The sequence below is a fragment of the Cognatishimia sp. WU-CL00825 genome, assembly GCF_040364665.1.
Taxonomy (GTDB): domain Bacteria; phylum Pseudomonadota; class Alphaproteobacteria; order Rhodobacterales; family Rhodobacteraceae; genus Cognatishimia.
Genome location: NZ_BAABWX010000001.1, coordinates 250,306 through 266,335 on the forward strand (window position 1 = coordinate 250,306; position 16,030 = coordinate 266,335).

The 16,030-nt window shown below is 55.4% G+C and carries 18 protein-coding genes; 6 read left to right on the forward strand and 12 right to left on the reverse strand.

Translation table 11 applies throughout. From position 1 onward, the window contains the following. Positions 1-3: 3 nt before the first annotated feature. From ABXG94_RS01205 to ABXG94_RS01240, 8 genes are all read right to left on the reverse strand, one after another. On the reverse strand, positions 4-2,199 hold the full coding sequence (locus tag ABXG94_RS01205; RefSeq protein WP_353531825.1) for a 3-hydroxyacyl-CoA dehydrogenase NAD-binding domain-containing protein: 2,196 nt from the start codon (positions 2,197-2,199) through the stop codon (positions 4-6). After that, a complete protein-coding gene (locus ABXG94_RS01210) occupies positions 2,196-2,669 on the reverse strand; it encodes a cupin domain-containing protein (protein ID WP_353531826.1) in 474 nt (157 codons plus the stop codon). Before ABXG94_RS01210 ends, ABXG94_RS01205 begins: the two co-directional genes overlap by 4 nt. Then, positions 2,669-3,880 carry an acetyl-CoA C-acetyltransferase gene (locus ABXG94_RS01215; RefSeq protein ID WP_353531827.1) on the reverse strand — a complete coding sequence of 404 codons (1,212 nt, stop codon included), beginning with the start codon at positions 3,878-3,880 and terminating at the stop codon, positions 2,669-2,671. Before ABXG94_RS01215 ends, ABXG94_RS01210 begins: the two co-directional genes overlap by 1 nt. A gap of 11 nt (positions 3,881-3,891) precedes the next feature. Next, positions 3,892-4,533 carry a glutathione S-transferase family protein gene (locus ABXG94_RS01220; protein WP_353531828.1) on the reverse strand — a complete coding sequence of 214 codons (642 nt, stop codon included), beginning with the start codon at positions 4,531-4,533 and terminating at the stop codon, positions 3,892-3,894. A gap of 265 nt (positions 4,534-4,798) precedes the next feature. Further along, positions 4,799-5,011, reverse strand: a complete 213-nt coding sequence (locus ABXG94_RS01225) for a hypothetical protein (protein ID WP_353531829.1) — start codon at positions 5,009-5,011, stop codon at positions 4,799-4,801. A 9-nt stretch (positions 5,012-5,020) separates the two neighbouring features. After that, positions 5,021-6,796 carry an acyl-CoA dehydrogenase C-terminal domain-containing protein gene (locus ABXG94_RS01230; RefSeq protein ID WP_353531830.1) on the reverse strand — a complete coding sequence of 592 codons (1,776 nt, stop codon included), beginning with the start codon at positions 6,794-6,796 and terminating at the stop codon, positions 5,021-5,023. A 23-nt stretch (positions 6,797-6,819) separates the two neighbouring features. Next, the gene (locus tag ABXG94_RS01235) at positions 6,820-7,221 is read right to left on the reverse strand and encodes a MerR family transcriptional regulator (RefSeq protein ID WP_353531831.1); all 402 of its coding nucleotides are present in this window, start codon (positions 7,219-7,221) and stop codon (positions 6,820-6,822) included. Positions 7,222-7,475: 254 nt separating this feature from the next. Beyond that, positions 7,476-7,844: a MerR family transcriptional regulator gene (locus tag ABXG94_RS01240; protein WP_353531832.1), complete on the reverse strand. Its 369-nt coding sequence runs from the start codon at positions 7,842-7,844 to the stop codon at positions 7,476-7,478. A 101-nt stretch (positions 7,845-7,945) separates the two neighbouring features. Between ABXG94_RS01240 and ABXG94_RS01245 the strand changes: the two genes are divergently transcribed. Genes ABXG94_RS01245 through ABXG94_RS01255 form a run of 3 tightly spaced genes read left to right on the forward strand, consistent with a single transcriptional unit; the run spans position 7,946 to position 10,207 of the window. Beyond that, positions 7,946-8,371: a PaaI family thioesterase gene (locus ABXG94_RS01245; protein WP_353531833.1), complete on the forward strand. Its 426-nt coding sequence runs from the start codon at positions 7,946-7,948 to the stop codon at positions 8,369-8,371. Continuing rightward, a complete protein-coding gene (locus ABXG94_RS01250) occupies positions 8,368-8,877 on the forward strand; it encodes a PaaI family thioesterase (RefSeq protein ID WP_353531834.1) in 510 nt (169 codons plus the stop codon). The genes ABXG94_RS01245 and ABXG94_RS01250 overlap by 4 nt, the downstream gene beginning before the upstream one ends. Continuing rightward, positions 8,864-10,207 carry an MATE family efflux transporter gene (locus tag ABXG94_RS01255; protein WP_353531835.1) on the forward strand — a complete coding sequence of 448 codons (1,344 nt, stop codon included), beginning with the start codon at positions 8,864-8,866 and terminating at the stop codon, positions 10,205-10,207. Before ABXG94_RS01250 ends, ABXG94_RS01255 begins: the two co-directional genes overlap by 14 nt. On the opposite strand, the gene arsC is transcribed toward ABXG94_RS01255, so the two are convergent. The 3 genes from arsC to ABXG94_RS01270 are packed head-to-tail and all read right to left on the reverse strand — an operon-like array spanning position 10,204 to position 11,935. Further along, positions 10,204-10,542, reverse strand: coding sequence for an arsenate reductase (glutaredoxin) (arsC, locus tag ABXG94_RS01260; protein ID WP_353531836.1), 339 nt, complete (start codon positions 10,540-10,542; stop codon positions 10,204-10,206). The two genes, ABXG94_RS01255 and arsC, sit on opposite strands and share 4 nt — an antisense overlap. Continuing rightward, positions 10,539-11,597, reverse strand: a complete 1,059-nt coding sequence (locus ABXG94_RS01265) for a quinone-dependent dihydroorotate dehydrogenase (protein WP_353531837.1) — start codon at positions 11,595-11,597, stop codon at positions 10,539-10,541. Before ABXG94_RS01265 ends, arsC begins: the two co-directional genes overlap by 4 nt. Then, on the reverse strand, positions 11,594-11,935 hold the full coding sequence (locus ABXG94_RS01270; protein ID WP_353531838.1) for a DUF952 domain-containing protein: 342 nt from the start codon (positions 11,933-11,935) through the stop codon (positions 11,594-11,596). The genes ABXG94_RS01265 and ABXG94_RS01270 overlap by 4 nt, the downstream gene beginning before the upstream one ends. Positions 11,936-12,099: 164 nt before the next feature. Between ABXG94_RS01270 and ABXG94_RS01275 the strand changes: the two genes are divergently transcribed. From ABXG94_RS01275 to ABXG94_RS01285, 3 genes are all read left to right on the forward strand, one after another. Continuing rightward, positions 12,100-13,659 (forward strand): bifunctional metallophosphatase/5'-nucleotidase, encoded by a 1,560-nt coding sequence (locus ABXG94_RS01275; RefSeq protein WP_353531839.1) that lies wholly within the window; start codon positions 12,100-12,102, stop codon positions 13,657-13,659. A 163-nt stretch (positions 13,660-13,822) separates the two neighbouring features. Next, positions 13,823-14,356, forward strand: coding sequence for an SRPBCC family protein (locus ABXG94_RS01280; RefSeq protein ID WP_353531840.1), 534 nt, complete (start codon positions 13,823-13,825; stop codon positions 14,354-14,356). Continuing rightward, positions 14,328-14,987: a TetR/AcrR family transcriptional regulator gene (locus ABXG94_RS01285; protein ID WP_353531841.1), complete on the forward strand. Its 660-nt coding sequence runs from the start codon at positions 14,328-14,330 to the stop codon at positions 14,985-14,987. The genes ABXG94_RS01280 and ABXG94_RS01285 overlap by 29 nt, the downstream gene beginning before the upstream one ends. Before the next feature lies 1 nt (position 14,988). On the opposite strand, the gene ABXG94_RS01290 is transcribed toward ABXG94_RS01285, so the two are convergent. After that, positions 14,989-15,939 carry a pirin family protein gene (locus ABXG94_RS01290; protein ID WP_353531842.1) on the reverse strand — a complete coding sequence of 317 codons (951 nt, stop codon included), beginning with the start codon at positions 15,937-15,939 and terminating at the stop codon, positions 14,989-14,991. Between the last annotated feature and the right edge of the window lie 91 nt (positions 15,940-16,030).

Below are 16,030 nucleotides of genomic sequence, written 5' to 3' on the forward strand. Positions count from 1 at the left end.
ATTTTACGCCGCTTTGTCAGCCTGTGTGCCAAAGCGCTCATAGAAGCCTTGGGTTTTATCTGCCATCTCGCGCAACAGATTTGGGCAATCAAACCGCGCACCATGCGCCGCCGCCAGCGTATCGCATTGCGCAGCCGCCCAGGGTGTGCCCACAATGTCCAGCCAACTAAATGGCCCGCCTGACCATGGCGCAAAGCCCCAACCCAAGATCGCGCCAACATCGCCCTCGCGGATGTCTTCCAGCACGCCTTCTTCTAACGCACGCACGGCCTCTAGCACCTGCGCAAACATCAGTCGGTTTTGCACTTCGGTCACATCAGGCTGTTCTGCGGCACGCGGGTAGTGTTCGGCCAGGCCACCCCAATATCCCTGACGCTTGCCCTTGTCGTCATAGTCATAAAACCCAGCATTGGTCTTGCGACCCAGCCGGCCTTGTTCTTCCATCCAGAACACAACCTCGTCCACCGCGCCATCAGGATAGGCCGCGCCCATCGCAGCCTTGGTTGCGCGGGCAATCTTGGCCCCCAGATCAATCGATGTTTCGTCCACCAACTGTAAGGGTCCCACCGGAAAGCCCAGCAACTGTGCAGCATGGTCAATCAGGGCAGGGGCCACGCCCTCACCAATCATGCGCAGACCTTCGTTGATATAGGGGATGATACAGCGATTGGCGTAAAAGAACCGTTCGTCATTCACCACGATTGGGGTCTTTTTGATCTGACGCACATAGTCCAGCGCCTTGGCCACCGCGCGATCCCCGGTTTCTTTGCCCTTGATGATTTCCACCAACAGCATCTTTTCAACCGGGCTGAAAAAATGGATGCCAATGAACTGATCCGCGCGGGCAGAGGCCTTGGCCAATTGCGTGATCGGCAGGGTCGAGGTGTTAGAGGCAAAGATGGCGTCTTTGGGAATAACCGCTTCGACCTTTTGGGTCATTTCGGCTTTGACTTTGGGGTCTTCAAACACCGCCTCAATGATCAGATCTACATCTTTTAAAGCAGCCAAATCGGTGGTCGCGGTGATCTTGCTCAGCATGGCTTCTTTCTGGGCCTCAGTGGCTTTTTTGCGCTTGATGCCCTTGTCTGCATAGCTTTCGGTATAGGCCTTGCCGCGATCTGCCGCCTCTTGGTTCTGATCAATCAGCACCACGTCGATGCCCGCCTTGGCAGACACAAGCGCAATGCCCGCCCCCATCATGCCAGCACCCAAAACACCCACTTTTTTCACCCGTTCATCAGCCACATCCGGGCGGTTCGCGCCTTTTTCCAATGCTTCTTTGTTAATGAACAGGCTGCGGATCATTGCGCCCGAACTCGGGTTCATCAACACATTTGTAAACCAGCGCGCTTCGATCCTTAGGGCTGTGTCAAACGGCACTGTTGCGCCTTCATACACTGCTGAAAGCAACGCTTTGGCGGCAGGAAAAGCCCCCCAAGTTTTACCGTGCACCATCGCAGAAGCACCCACATAGGTCATAAACCCGGCCGGGTGATACGGCGCGCCTCCGGGCATTTTATATCCCTTTTCGTCCCATGGCTTCACGATCTTCGGGCCACTCAAAACCCATGCGCGCGCATCCGCCATTGGGTCATCAGACACCTCATCAATCAAACCGGCTTGCTTGGCTTTCATCGGCGAACTTAGCTTGCCTTCCAACAAAAACGGAGCCGCCATCATCGCGCCCATCTTGCGCACCAACCGCGTGGTGCCGCCCGCACCGGGAAAAATACCCACCATGATCTCAGGCAAGCCAATCTTGGCCTTCGGGTTATCCGCCGCAAAAATGCGGTGTGTCGCCAATGGGATTTCCATGCCTATGCCCAGACCTGTGCCCGGCATCACACAAGCGATGGGCTTACCGCCTTTGTTGGTTTTTGGGTCCATGCCTGCCCGCTCGATCTTGCGCAGGATACGATGCATGTTCATCACACCGTCAAACAGGCCCTTGGCCGGATTATCTCCCGCCATCTCTTTCATCTTGGCGATGATGTTCAAATCCATCCCACCGGCAAAGGTGCCCGCTTTGCCAGAGGTCAGGATGACGCCTTTTACAGCCTCATCTGCCAGCGCAACGTCGATGCAATCTTCCAGCTCTTGCAGCGCCTCAAGGCTTAACACATTCATGCTTTTGCCCTGAGTATCCCACACCAGCGTTGCGATGCCCTCGGCATCTGTGGTCATTGTAAAATCAGTCATTCTTTGTCTCCCGAAAAGGGGCTGCCATCTTTGCGCGTGAAATCATAAACGCCGTCATTAACGGTCACTTTCATGTCGATATCGCTATACCAAGCGACCTCGGTTGCGGTGCGCGTGCCAATGATCAAAAACCGCGCTTCGGTGTCCGAAGTATTCACAACGCAATGCCCATTGGCATCGCCCGCCGGAAAGGCCGCGCAGTCGCCAAGCTGTAATTCGGTCTCTCCATGGTCATCAACCAAAGTGCAGACCCCCTGCAAAACAACCATGAACTCGTCTTGGTTTTCATGCCAATGGCGCAGGCTTGATTTCGCACCGGGCTGCAAAATTGTGATATTGGCCCCAAACTGAGTGATCCCCGCAACGTCGCTGATCCGTTTACTGCTGCGGCCCCCCATTTCGTCACCAAGTTTGCCCGGATACCCCGATCCAAGCCGCGGCTCTATTTTATCAAGATCTATCTTTGGCATCAGACCCTCTCAATAATCGTTGCGGCACCCATGCCTGACCCAATGCACAGCGTTGCCAGACCAGTTTCTTTGTCGCTGCGCTCCAGTTCGTCCAGCAAGGTGCCCAAAATCATTGCGCCCGTCGCACCCAAGGGGTGCCCCATTGCAATAGAGCCACCGTTCACGTTCACTTTCGCTGGATCCGCCTCAAAGGCTTGCATGAACCGCATCACAACGCTGGCAAAGGCCTCATTCACCTCAAACAAGTCCAGATCACCAATTTCCATCCCGCTTTCGCGCAGAATTTTCTGGGTCACCGGCACAGGCCCGGTCAACATGATGGTTGGATCGGTGCCGATTTTGGCCGTGGCTTTGATCCGCGCACGCGGGGTCAACCCCATGCGTTCGCCATAGGCTTTGTTGCCAATCAAAACCGCCGCAGAGCCATCTACAATGCCAGAACTGTTGCCCGCATGGTGAATATGATTGATCCGCTCCAGATGCGGATATTTCATCAAGGCGATCTTATCAAAGCCGGGCATCACTTCGCCCATCTGCTGAAACGCCGGGTTCAACCCACCCAGTGACTGCATATCGGTGCCCGGACGCATGTATTCGTCGGTTTCCAAGATCGGCAAACCGTTGATGTCAAAAATCGGGATGACGGATCTTGCGAAATGCCCCGCATCCCAAGCCGCCTTGGCGCGCTTCTGGCTCTCTACTGCCAAAGCATCGGCCTGATCACGGGTAAAGCCATATTCGGTTGCGATGATATCTGCGGAAATGCCTTGCGGTACAAAGTAATTGTCCATGGCAATCGACGGATCCACCGCTATCGCGCCGCCATCCATACCCATGGGCACGCGGCTCATACATTCGACACCGCCGGCAATATATGCGTCCCCGCCGCCGCCACGCACTTGGTTGGCCGCCATGTTCACCGCCTCAAGACCCGAAGCACAGAACCGGTTGATCGAGACCCCCGGAATGCTTTCGTCCAGATCCGAGGCCAAAACAGCGGTGCGCGCCAGACACGCGCCCTGTTCTGCCACCTGCGTGACATTGCCCCAAATCACATCCTCTACCGCGTGACCTTCCAGGTTGTTGCGCGATTTCAATGCGTTCAACACGGCCGCGCTCAACTTCGGAGCTGTCACCTCATGCAAAGATCCATCTTTGCGCCCCTTGCCGCGCACCGAACGCACAGCATCATAGATATAGGCCTCAGTCATGCTCATCTCCTTTACAACCCACGATCACTTGGGTGACCGGGCATCAATTCATATGGGGGCTTCCAGCCCGGCGTGCTTTCAATATTGCTCAGCCAACGGTCGATATTGGGCCAGTCGGCGCGTTCAAACCCAAACGGTTCTGGGTAAAACAAATAGCCACAGCAGGAAATGTCGGCGTTTGTTATGTCGTCCCCAACCATCCAATCGCGCCCTTCAAGATGGGTGTTCAGAATGCCGTAGGCGGCTTTCAACCGCCCTTGAAAGAAACCGATCACCTCTTGGGGTCGCTTTTCAACCGGCAAAAAGTTCATCAAAAACCGGGTGAGGCCATTCTGGCTGGACAGCTTGTGATTGTCCCACAAAACCCATCGCAGGATTTCATATCGCTCGGCCTCGGTTGATCCGCCAAACTTCCCGGTTTTTTCCGTGATATATTGCTGGATCGCCCCGGACTGACTGGTTTTGAAATCACCATCCACCAAGACCGGCGCTTCACCCATTTCGTTGATGTTTTCCAAATAATCGGCGCTGCGGGCCTCTCCATTGAAGAAATCTACATAAACGGCTTCCCATTTGAGGCCAGATAGTTCCAATGCAAGCGCAGCCTTATAAGCGTTGCCGCTTTCCCCAAAGCAATAGAGTTTAATCGTCATAGGTCTCTCTTATAGATATTGGCAGAGCGGGGGTTTCACACCCCCGCACCCCCGTGGAGTATTTTTAGAAAGATGAATGCGGCCATTCATCTTGAATTAGGAATTTGCGCGTTATTTGAATATGCGGAACAGGCAGGAGTGCCGATGACCGTGAAAGGTGAAGCCTTGCCCGCTTGCCATTTTGTTTGGCCTGAGCGGGTAAGGTGGACTGCGCCTTCATCTTTCCAAAAATACTCAAAAACAAACCTCTCTACTTACGATATTGTCAGCGTTTGCGCGCCTCAAGTTCCAGGTTAAACCGGCGCAATCTTTGCGCCAGCTGGTCTTGGTCTGTGACCGCCTCAAAGTTTTCAAACAGGAAGGAAAGCGCTTCGCCTTCATCCAGACCAGCCTCTGTCGAAAACCGTTTCATCCGCCGATAGGCGTCTTCGGTCATGGCAATCGGCAGACGGCGGGTCAGGCGAAATCGTTTCGGCATAAAGCCTCCTTAGAATTGGTCTGCGTCAAGCGTCATGACGGTGTCCGCACCGCTTTGGATGCGGGCTAGATGCATCTGCGTGGCCGGCAAGCGACGCGCCATATAATAGCGCGCTGTGGTCAGCTTGGTGTCATGAAATGCCACGTCTTGGCTGCCATTTGCCAAAGCGTTCTGGGCCGCCTTGGCCATACGCCCCCACATCAATCCCAGACACACGTGCCCGAACAGATGCATAAAATCATAGGAGCCTGCCAGCGCGTGATTTGGGTTCTTCATGCCGTTCTGCATGAAATACATGCCCGCCGCTTGCAGATGTTTTGAGGCTTCTTTTAGGGGGCCGACAATCTCGGCCATGGCGTCATCATCTGCGTTTTCTTTGCAGAAAGATTTCACCAGTTCAAAGAACGCCATCACATGTTTGCCGCCGTCCTGTGCCAGTTTGCGCCCCACCAGATCCAGGGCCTGAACCCCGTTTGCACCCTCATAGATCATCGCGATACGGGCATCGCGGGTAAACTGGCTCATGCCATGTTCTTCGATATAACCATGGCCCCCGTAAATCTGCTGGGCCTGCACCGTCATGTCATAGCCCTGATCGGTCAGAAAGCCTTTGATGACGGGGGTCAGCAAAGACACCAATCCGTCGGCCTCTGCATCCTTTGCGCGATGGGCCGCGTCAATCATCTGCGCCCCCCACAACAGAAACGCCCGCCCGCCTTCGACAAAGCTTTTCTGGTCCATCAAGGACCGCCGAATATCTGGATGCACTATCAGCGGGTCTGCCGGGCCATCCGGGTTCTTCACCCCGGTTACATCGCGGCCTTGCAGCCGGTCTTTGGCATAGGCGACGGCGTTCTGATAGGCCGCCTCGGCCTGTGCCAGCCCCTGCATGCCCACACCAAGGCGTGCCTCGTTCATCATTGTGAACATGGCGCGCATGCCCTTATGTTCTTCACCCAGCAAATAGCCGGTTGCGCCGTCATAATTCATCACACAGGTCGAATTGCCGTGAATGCCCATTTTCTTTTCAATATTGCCCACGGCCACACCATTGCGTGCGCCCAGCGTGCCATCTGCGTTGACCAGAAACTTAGGGACAATAAACAGCGAAACGCCTTTGATGCCCTCGGGGCCACCTGGGATCTTTGCCAATACCAGATGGATGATATTCTCGGCCATGTCATGTTCACCGGCCGAGATGAAAATCTTTTGCCCCGTTAGGTGATATGCACCATCTGATTGCGGTTCGGCCTTGGTGCGCATCAGGCCCAGATCCGTGCCGCAATGCGGCTCGGTCAGGTTCATTGTGCCGGTCCATTCACAGCTGACCATTTTGGGCAGATATGTGGCTTTTTGGGCCTTGGTACCATGCACCAAAATGGCGGATGCGGCCCCGTGGGTCAGCCCTTGATACATGGTAAAGGATTGATTTGCAGATGAAAACATCTCTCCGACAGCGGTGCCCAACAGATAGGGCATGCCCTGACCACCAAATTCCTCTGGCATGTCCAACCCAGTCCAGCCGCCTTCTTTGACCTGCTCAAACGCCTCTTTGAAGCCCGTTGGCGTATAGACCACCCCATTTTCCAAACGACAGCCTTCGGCGTCGCCAACCACATTCAAGGGGGCCACAACTGCGGCAGTCAACTTGCCCGCTTCTTCTAAAACAGCGCCGGTGAATGCGCGGTCTAAATCGCCATAACCGGGGATCTCGCTGGCACTGACATTCAGCACGTCATGCAGGACAAATTGCATATCTTTGGTGGGGGCGGAATAAGTGGGCATAGATACCTCTGTACTCGTTGATGTTACTCTGCGGCTTTGTCTGCGGCGGCCTGCGAGGCGATCATTTTCTCACCCCATTTCAGCTGCTCTTTTAGATCTTCAATCGCTTCGTCCAACTCTTCGCGCTGCTGCTCAAGATCTGCCAGACGTTCTTGGGCAATCTCATAGGTGCGTATCAGCTGGGTCTGCTGTTGGTCGCCCATGTCATAAAGATCCAGCAACTGGCGGATTTCTTCGAGCGAAAACCCAAAGCGTTTGCCGCGCAATATCAACTTAAGGCGGGCACGGTCGCGCCGGGTGAAGAGGCGCTTTTGCCCTTCACGTACGGGAAACAACAGTTCCTTTGCCTCATAAAACCGAAGCGTGCGCGGGGTCACGCTATAGCTGTCGCACATCTGGCGAATGGTCATATAGTCTTCAGTCATTCTAAAAACCTTTTCGGTGTCACTGCCGTTAAGTTGCGAATGTTTCTGAGTCGATACAATACCGGTTGACGTTTACGTAAGTTAGACGCTGCGTCACTTCGTAGGTTGACGTAACTTCCTTTTACGTAAGGCGGCGTTTTGCGCAATATCCGTTCGTCTGCCCCTGGGTAAAGGGCAGTTGTTCTGACGTTATCGCGCGGCCACAAGGGGTGCGCGCAGGACCATCATAGGCCACAAATGGCGAGTGGGCAGGCTTATTTCAGGCTATTGGAGGTTTCATTGCGCAGCGTTTCAAGCTCGCGAATGGCATCTTCCAATTGAGAATGCTGACGGCGCAATTCTATCAATTGCTGGTCGGCCATCTCGACAAAGGCCGCCATCTGGGCTTGGCTGCCTTCGTTTTCATAGATCATCAGCCACTGGCGCAATTCTTCCAGTTTGATCCCAAAAGTGCGACCGCGCATGATCAATGTCATGCGGGCGATTTCCCGTGGGCCATAATACCGTGACCGACCTTCGCGATCCGGTTGCAGCAATTCAATGTACTCGTAATACCGCAACGTGCGCGGCGTTACTTCAAATTTCGCGCACATTTCCTTGAATGTAAGGCGATCAACCGTCATGACTTAATTCTCCCTAAGGGGAATTTAGGCGCAGTGCGCAGAGAGAGCAACAGGTGTTGCCACATAAGACGTAACATCAATTGCAAGTGCAGGTGAAAGTTGTGACCGAAGATAAAACCAAAAGAGCTCAACAGTTTATCGAGAACATTCCCCACGCCAAGGCGCTGGGCATGGAAGTGACTGATATCGGTGATGGCTTTGCCCAGATCGAAATGAATTACGATAAACGGTTTGTCGGCGATCCAGACACCGGCGTCATTTCTGGCGGCGCGGTTTCGGCCCTGATGGACACCTGTTGCGGGGCCGCCGTCATGAGCCACCCCGACGTGGTGGGCGCAACAGCAACCATTGATCTGCGCATTGATTATATGCGCGGTGCCAAGCCGGGCGACCGGATCTGCGCCCGTGCCGAAGTATATCACCTGACACGCAGCGTGGCCTTTGTGCGCGCCAAAAGCTTTGACAGCGATACAGAAAACCCCGTCGCAACAGCCACAGGTGCCTTTACCGCGGAGAAAAAATCATGAGCCGTCCTCGTCCTGAACCCGTCCAGGTGGTCAAGCAACGGCGTGACGCCGTTCTGGGAGCTTTGGTCAGCAACATTCCCTATAGCCAGTTTTTGGGCATCCAGTTTGATCGTCGCGGCGACGAGCTGACCGCAACCATGTCCTTTGATGACAAGATCATTGGCAACCCGCTGCTGCCGGCCCTGCATGGCGGGGCCACCGCAGCCTTTTTGGAAATTACCGCCGTGATTGGCCTCAGCTGGGCGCGCCTTTGGGAGGACATGGAAAGCGGCCGGCTTTCGCTTGACGAAATAGAGGCCGGCCACATGCCGCGCCAACCTAAAACCATTGATTTCACCATCGACTACCTGCGCTCGGGTCTGCCGCGTGACTCCTATGCACGGGCGCGCGTGAACCGGTCAGGGCGCCGCTATGCTTCGGTGCACGTCGAAGCCTGGCAAGACAACCGCAATAAACTGTTTGCCCAGGGCACCGGTCATTTCCTGATGCGGGATGCCAAAACCTGACATGACCGCAGAGCCTCAATCCACCAATCCGCAGATCACCCACCGGCGCATCCTTAAGATTGCGCTTCCGGTGGTTTTGTCCAATGCAACCGTGCCGATCTTGGGCGCGGTTGATGTGGGGGTTGTGGGCCAGTTGGGCGAAGCCGTGCCCATCGGCGCGGTTGCCATGGGGGCGATTATCCTCAGCACCATTTATTGGATATTTGGCTTTCTGCGCATGGGCACGGCGGGTTTGGTCGGTCAAGCCGCCGGGGCTGGGGACGCAGCCGAGGTGTCGGCCTTTTTGACCCGTGCCTTGCTGATTGCAGGGGCAGGTGGGTTGGCGCTGATCTTGTTGCAACCCTTAATCTTCGCCGGGGCCTTTTGGCTGTCGCCCGCCTCGCCAGAGGTCGAGAGTCTGGCCCGCGAATACCTGTTTATCCGCATCTGGACCGCCCCTGCGGCCATCGCGGTTTACGCCATCACCGGCTGGTTGGTCGCGATGGAGCGCACCACCGGTGTCTTTTGGGTGCAACTCATCATGAACGGGGCCAATATCCTGCTGGATCTGTGGTTTGTGCTGGGGTTGGGCTGGGGCGTGCAGGGCGTCGCCATCGCCACCGTGATTGCCGAGCTTTTGGGCGCAGGCGTGGGGCTTTACCTTTGCCGTGACGCGTTCCAAAACATAGAATGGCGCAATTGGGCGCGGGTGTTTGATCGGGCCAAATTGATCCGCATGGGCCTGCTGAACGTCGATATCCTGATCCGCTCTGCGCTTTTGATGGCGATTTTTACCAGCTTTGTTTTTATCGGGGCACGCTTTGGTGATGTGACGCTTGCCGCCAACGAAGTGCTGATCCAGTTCACCTATATCACCGCCTATGCGATGGATGGGTTTGCCTTTGCCGCCGAAGCCCTGATCGCACGGGCTATTGGCCAAAAAGACTCGCGCCGTTTGCGCAAATCCGCGCTGATGTGCAGCTTTTGGGGCATGGTCACTTGCGCCTCGATGTCGGTATTTTTCGCGCTGGGCGGCACTTGGCTGATCGCGGTTATGGCCAAATCGCCCGAGGTTCAAAACACCGCGGCGGTCTATTTGCCGTGGATGATCGTCGCGCCTGTTCTGGGCTGCGCAGCCTGGATGCTAGATGGTATTTTCATTGGGGCCACCCAGGGCCGCGACATGCGCAATATGATGATCCTCAGCGCCATCATCTATGTGATTGCGGTCCTCACCCTGACCCCGGCCTTTGGCAATCACGGCCTCTGGGCCGCGCTTGTCATTTCCTTTGTGGTGCGGGGCATCACGCTTGGCGCGCGCTACCCAGCCTTAGAACGTTCGCTGGCCTAAAGGATGTCCAGAACCGACACTGGCGGCCGCCCCAAACGCGCCTGACCACCGGCAATCACCACCGGGCGCTCTATCAGTTTTGGCACCGCAACCATGGCCGCAATCAGCTCATCCTCAGAGCTGTCCTTAGAAAGACCATGGTCCTTGAACGCCGCTTCGCCCTTACGGATCAGATCAATCGCCTTGATCCCCAACATGCCCAGAACCGCGCGAATTTCTGCCTCGGTCGGGGCATCTTCCAGATACTTGCGGATTGTCACCGGGCCTTTTTCCTCAACCAAAGCCAAAGTCTCGCGCGATTTTGAACAGCGCGGGTTGTGCCAAATTTCGGTCATAGCCAGTCACTCCGTTTGCTGCCAACAGCATCGGCAACGTTATCAAACCCATCCTGCGCCAACAGGTCATCCAACCCGCGCGCAATGTCTGCCACCATTGATAGCCCACCATAGACCAGCGCCGTATACAGCTGCACCACCGATGCACCGGCGCAAATCTTGGCATAGGCTTGCTGGGCATTGGAAATCCCGCCAACCCCCACCAATGGGAGCTTGCCCTCGGTCATCGCAGACAATTGCGCCAGCACACGTGTTGATTTCTCAAACAAAGGCGCGCCTGACAAGCCGCCCATTTCATCTCTATGAACCGACGCCAACCCAGCGCGATCCAGCGTTGTATTGGTAGCAATGATCGCATCCAGCCCGCTGTCCAGCGCGACCTCTGCAATCTCAGCCAATTCCGCCGTGCTTAGGTCCGGCGCGATCTTCAGGAAGACTGGGATCTTTTTGCTCAGTCCCTCACGCGCTTGCATCACACCGGCCAACAATGCTGACAGCGCGGCCTTGCCCTGCAAATCCCGCAGTTTTTCGGTGTTTGGCGAACTGACGTTCACCGTCGCAAAATCCAGATGCGCACCGCAATGGGCCAGAACCTTGGCAAAATCCGCCGCGCGATCCTCAGAATCCTTATTGGCCCCAAGGTTCAGACCAATCACCGCATCGCGTGGCCGCTGCGCCAAACGCGCCCCGATGGCTTCCATGCCGTCATTGTTAAATCCAAAGCGATTGATTGCAGCTTGGTCTTCGGTCAGGCGAAACAGGCGCGGCTTCGGGTTGCCCGGTTGCGCACGTGGCGTCGCGGCCCCAACCTCAAAGAACCCAAATCCAGCACGCGACAAGCCCAACAGGGCCGTCGCGTTCTTGTCAAACCCTGCGGCCAACCCAACAGGGTTCGGCACATCCAGCCCCGCAAAGGTGGTGCGCAACCGCGGCGAGGTGACCAATCCGGGTGCTGCTGCCGCCCCCAATTGCAAAGCCTTAATCGCCAAACCATGCGCGGTTTCTGGGTCCACCCGATGCAGCAACGGCATGCCCAATTTTTCCATCAAGTTCATTGCGTCATCTCCTTGGGAAAAATATGTGCGCCGTTTTCAAAGGGCAAGGGTTTGGCCCACAGCACCTCATCCAGCGTCATGGCGCGATACAGATGTGGAAACTTATCACCACCCCGTGACACCTCCCATTTTAACGCATCCCCCAGCTCATCGCCGTCCAGCGCCAACAGCCAAAGACCGTCCAAACCCGCAAAATGCTTGGCGGCCGTCTCTGCGGCCTGCGCAGCCGTCGAGAAATGCACAAAGCCATCGGCCAAATCAATCGGTGCACCCAAAGTTTCGCCTTTGGCCTGCAACGCGGCCCATTCATCGGCCTTAAATATCTTGAAAATCAGCATGCCGCTCACATGCCCAGCAATTGCCCATAGGTCAAGCTTTCCGAAGCCGTCATCACGCTGTTACGCGCAAAACGGTATCAACGGAGCCGTCAATGCAAAGAAATTTTGACTCAAGGGTCAATTCTATGCCCAACTCTACCAGTGACCAGCGAAAGGGGAGCAATATGTTTTCGCGATTTTTAACGACTGCCGCGGCTTTAGCCGTCACCACCGGAATGGCCTCTGCCGATTATGCGTTGACCATTCTACACACCAATGATTTTCACGCGCGCTTTGAACCGATCAGTCGGTTTGATTCAGGCTGTTCTGCCGACAGCAATGCCGAGGGCAAGTGCTTTGGCGGATCTGCGCGCCTGAAATCAGCCGTTGATGCGGCCCGTGCCCAATATGCCAACTCGGTGCTTGTCGATGGGGGTGACCAATTTCAGGGCACATTATTTTATACCTATTACAAGGGTAAGCTGACCGCCGAGATGATGAACACGCTTGGCTATGATGGCATGACCGTGGGCAACCATGAATTTGACGACGGCCCAGAGGTGCTGCGCGGCTTTATGGATGCGGTGAATTTCCCGGTTCTGATGTCCAACGCAGATGTTTCAGCTGAACCAGCCCTTGCTGGGGTTCTGAAAAAATCCACCATCATCGAAAAGGGCGGCGAAAAGATCGGCATGATCGGCCTGACACCGGAAAACACCGATGAATTGGCCTCGCCCGGCGACAACATCACCTTCACCGGTGCGGTGGGTGCGGTGCAAGCCGAAGTCGACCGTTTGACCGCCGAAGGTGTGAACAAGATCATCGTGCTATCGCACTCCGGCTACTCTGTTGACCTAAAGGTTGCGGAAATGACAACCGGTGTTGATGTCATTGTTGGCGGCCACACCAACACCTATCTGTCCAACGTGTCCAGTCGCGCCGAAGGCCCCTATCCAACCGTGGTGGGCGACACGCAAATTGTCTCGGCCTACGCCTATGGTAAATTCCTGGGCCAGTTGAATGTGGTGTTTGACGACGATGGCGTGGTCAAGTCAGCCTCTGGTGAGCCATTGATCATGGATCGCTTCATTTCCGAAGACGATACGGTTAAATCCCGCATCGCCGAAGCCGCAAAGCCGCTTGATGAAATCCGCAACAAAGTTGTGGCGGAAACCGCAAGTGAAATCATCGGCGTGCGCGAAGAGTGCCGCGCCGTGGAATGCGCCATGGGCAATCTGATTGCTGATGCGATGCTGGATCGGGTCAAAGACCAAGGCGTAGAAATCGCGATCCAGAACGGCGGTGGGATTCGCGCCTCTATCGACGCGGGTGCGGTGACCATGGGCGAAGTCTATACCGTGTTGCCATTCCAAAACACATTGTCCACCTTTCAGGTCACTGGCGCGACAATGATCGCTGCGTTGGAAAATGGTGTGTCCCAAGTCGAAGAGGGCGCAGGACGCTTCCCACAAGTTGCGGGCATGACCTTTGCGTTTGATCTGGCTAAGCCAGCTGGCGAACGGGTCTCTGACGTGATGGTAGGGGGTGCCGCGATCGACGTGAACAAGGTCTATAACGTTGTGTCCAACAACTATGTGCGCAACGGTGGCGATGGCTACAAAATGTTCAAAGATGCGATGAACGCCTATGACTTTGGCCCGGATTTGGCCGAGGTAACAGCCGATTTCATTGCCAAGAACGCCCCCTATGCACCCTATAAAGATGGGCGTATTACCCAAAAATAAACTGATTTACAGTTTGACCTCCCTAAGCCCGGCAAAGAAATTTGCCGGGTTTTCTTATGCTTAGATGGTGCCGCTAACCTTTCTCGGATTCAGATCTTGCAAAATGAAGCAATTGTCACATAATTAATGACAGTCGATATAATTTAGCAATTGGAACCCCGTTATGAAAGTCTCTCGCAGCCTCACAATAAACGCCTCACCCGATGTCATCTGGTCTAAACTGGTCGATGACTTTGTGCCCCTGCACGAATGGATGGCCGCCATCAAATCCTCGACCGCACGTCCAGGTCCAGCCCTTCCCGGTGCCCCCGCCGCCGGGCGCGACGCCGCCATCGGCCCAGGTGCACCGGGCACAATTATGGAAGAGGTCTTCACCCATCTGGATCGCAGCAAAAACCTGATCGAATTTGAAACAGTGCTCAATGCGCCAAATTTCAATCCCATCAAAGGTTGGTCAAACCGCATCACGCTGACGCCACAGGGCGAGGCAACTTTGGTGACATGGTCGATTGTCGTGCAACTGCGTTTGATGGGGCATGTGATGCGCTTTCCGATTAAGAAAAGCCTGCGGGCTGGGTTCCTGCGCAGCCTTCAAGAAGTTGCTCACATCATAGAAACCGGTCAGCCGCATCCACGTAAAGCCAAAAGTTTTGCCAGCGAGGCGGCGAATGCCACCTTGGCAACTGCTGCGAGCTAAGGTTTTATGCGCGGAAACAATTTTGGATGATGTTGTGACCCAAGACGCCAAATCCCGCTTGCTGGCAGCAGGTACCAAACTGATCGCCGAACAGGGTTTGGCCGGGGCGTCGGTTCGCGATATCTGCGCCCAAGCCGGGGTCGGGCGCAACATGATCCATCACTATTTTGGCTCCAAGGATGGTCTGTTTCAGGCCATCTTAGATGCCTTCTCCTCTGATGGCTTTGCCCCCGCGATCCGTACCATCGCCACCCCCGCCCAAAGCGCCGAAGAGTTCCGCATCAAAATGCAGCTTTTGCTGACAGAAACCCTCGAAGTGCTGGTCGCCAACAGCCGCGTTTTCCGCATCATGACGCGCGAACAATCTGCCTTTCTGCCACTCAAACCCTACCGCGGCGCATTGCTCAATTTCCTGAATCAGGCCAAACAAAGCGGTTTCATCCGCGAGACAATTGCCGTCGACATGATCGCCGGCGTTCTGCTGGACCGTTTGGGCAATCAGGTGCTCTATGCGCTGATGCTGGGCGACAACAAAACCCAGAACGTCATCCTCGACCCTGTCTATCGTCAGGACTGGATCAAAACCAACGCCGACATTCTGATTTTTGGCTTTGCCAAGCAGACAGGCTGACTCAGTCTCCCTTTGGCAGCTTGATCTTCATGCGTTCCATGTCATCAGTGATCGGGATGAATTCATCCGTATCTCCGGGGGGCAATTGAAACGGCCCGCGCGCCCAATCTGCCGCTTTCCACGCCACTTTCGCCGCCTCGATTTTTTCTGCCGACGACGAGACAAAATTCCACCAAATATAGCGCGGCCCATTTAACGTCGCGCCCCCCAAAGCCATCAAACGCGCCCCACTGGCTCCCGCTTTGATCGACAGCTTATCGCCCGGGCGAAACACCATCATTTGCCCCGCCTCAAACGTGTCGCCCGCCACTTCAATCGAGCCCTGCAATATATACAGCCCACGATCTTCGTGATTATCAGGCAAAGGCAATTGCGCCCCGGCTTGCAAGACAACATCGGCATAGAAAATCTCTGACTGCATTGTCACCGGCGCGGCTTCCCCCCAACCCGTGCCCAAAATCAACCGAACCGAGGCACCGCCATCTTCGATAAACGGCAAGGCCTCCTTTTTGTGATGCTCAAAATCCGGAGCCAAGTCCTCTTTGTCCTCAGGCAATGCCACCCAGGTCTGAATGCCAGCCAAGCTGTGCGGCGCAGCCCGCGTTGCCTCAGATGTGCGTTCCGAATGGGTCACTCCGCGCCCCGCTAACATCCAATTGACCTCGCCGGGGTAGATCATCTGTTGCGTGCCCAGACTGTCGCGATGTTCAAATTCGCCCTGATACAGATAGGTGACCGTGCCCAGGCCGATATGGGGATGCGGGCGCACATCAATGCCTTGGGCTGTGATAAATTCCGCAGGTCCCATTTGGTCAAAAAACACAAACGGTCCCACCATTTGCCGTTGGGGCGAGGGCAGAGCACGCCGCACTTCAAAACCGCCCAGATCGCGTGCACGTGGCACAATCAGTGTTTCAATCACATCGTCGGTTTGATTTGGGTTCCAGCTCATGGCACTTCCTTTCCGCTGTCTGCTTTAACTTATCGCGAAACCGCGCTTTTCCAACTCTGCAGCGATGCACGCGACCTGCGCGGCTCTTCAC

Bases quoted from the DNA above. Each gene is read 5' to 3' on its own strand.
- ABXG94_RS01205 (WP_353531825.1), bottom strand. From the start codon at position 2,199: ATGACTGATTTTACAATGACCACAGATGCCGAGGGCATCGCAACGCTG.
- ABXG94_RS01210 (WP_353531826.1), bottom strand. From the start codon at position 2,669: ATGCCAAAGATAGATCTTGATAAAATAGAGCCGCGGCTTGGATCGGGG.
- ABXG94_RS01215 (WP_353531827.1), bottom strand. From the start codon at position 3,880: ATGACTGAGGCCTATATCTATGATGCTGTGCGTTCGGTGCGCGGCAAG.
- ABXG94_RS01220 (WP_353531828.1), bottom strand. From the start codon at position 4,533: ATGACGATTAAACTCTATTGCTTTGGGGAAAGCGGCAACGCTTATAAG.
- ABXG94_RS01225 (WP_353531829.1), bottom strand. From the start codon at position 5,011: ATGCCGAAACGATTTCGCCTGACCCGCCGTCTGCCGATTGCCATGACC.
- ABXG94_RS01230 (WP_353531830.1), bottom strand. From the start codon at position 6,796: ATGCCCACTTATTCCGCCCCCACCAAAGATATGCAATTTGTCCTGCAT.
- ABXG94_RS01235 (WP_353531831.1), bottom strand. From the start codon at position 7,221: ATGACTGAAGACTATATGACCATTCGCCAGATGTGCGACAGCTATAGC.
- ABXG94_RS01240 (WP_353531832.1), bottom strand. From the start codon at position 7,844: ATGACGGTTGATCGCCTTACATTCAAGGAAATGTGCGCGAAATTTGAA.
- ABXG94_RS01250 (WP_353531834.1), top strand. From the start codon at position 8,368: ATGAGCCGTCCTCGTCCTGAACCCGTCCAGGTGGTCAAGCAACGGCGT.
- ABXG94_RS01255 (WP_353531835.1), top strand. From the start codon at position 8,864: ATGCCAAAACCTGACATGACCGCAGAGCCTCAATCCACCAATCCGCAG.
- arsC (WP_353531836.1), bottom strand. From the start codon at position 10,542: ATGACCGAAATTTGGCACAACCCGCGCTGTTCAAAATCGCGCGAGACT.
- ABXG94_RS01265 (WP_353531837.1), bottom strand. From the start codon at position 11,597: ATGAACTTGATGGAAAAATTGGGCATGCCGTTGCTGCATCGGGTGGAC.
- ABXG94_RS01270 (WP_353531838.1), bottom strand. From the start codon at position 11,935: ATGCTGATTTTCAAGATATTTAAGGCCGATGAATGGGCCGCGTTGCAG.
- ABXG94_RS01275 (WP_353531839.1), top strand. From the start codon at position 12,100: ATGTTTTCGCGATTTTTAACGACTGCCGCGGCTTTAGCCGTCACCACC.
- ABXG94_RS01280 (WP_353531840.1), top strand. From the start codon at position 13,823: ATGAAAGTCTCTCGCAGCCTCACAATAAACGCCTCACCCGATGTCATC.
- ABXG94_RS01285 (WP_353531841.1), top strand. From the start codon at position 14,328: ATGCCACCTTGGCAACTGCTGCGAGCTAAGGTTTTATGCGCGGAAACA.
- ABXG94_RS01290 (WP_353531842.1), bottom strand. From the start codon at position 15,939: ATGAGCTGGAACCCAAATCAAACCGACGATGTGATTGAAACACTGATT.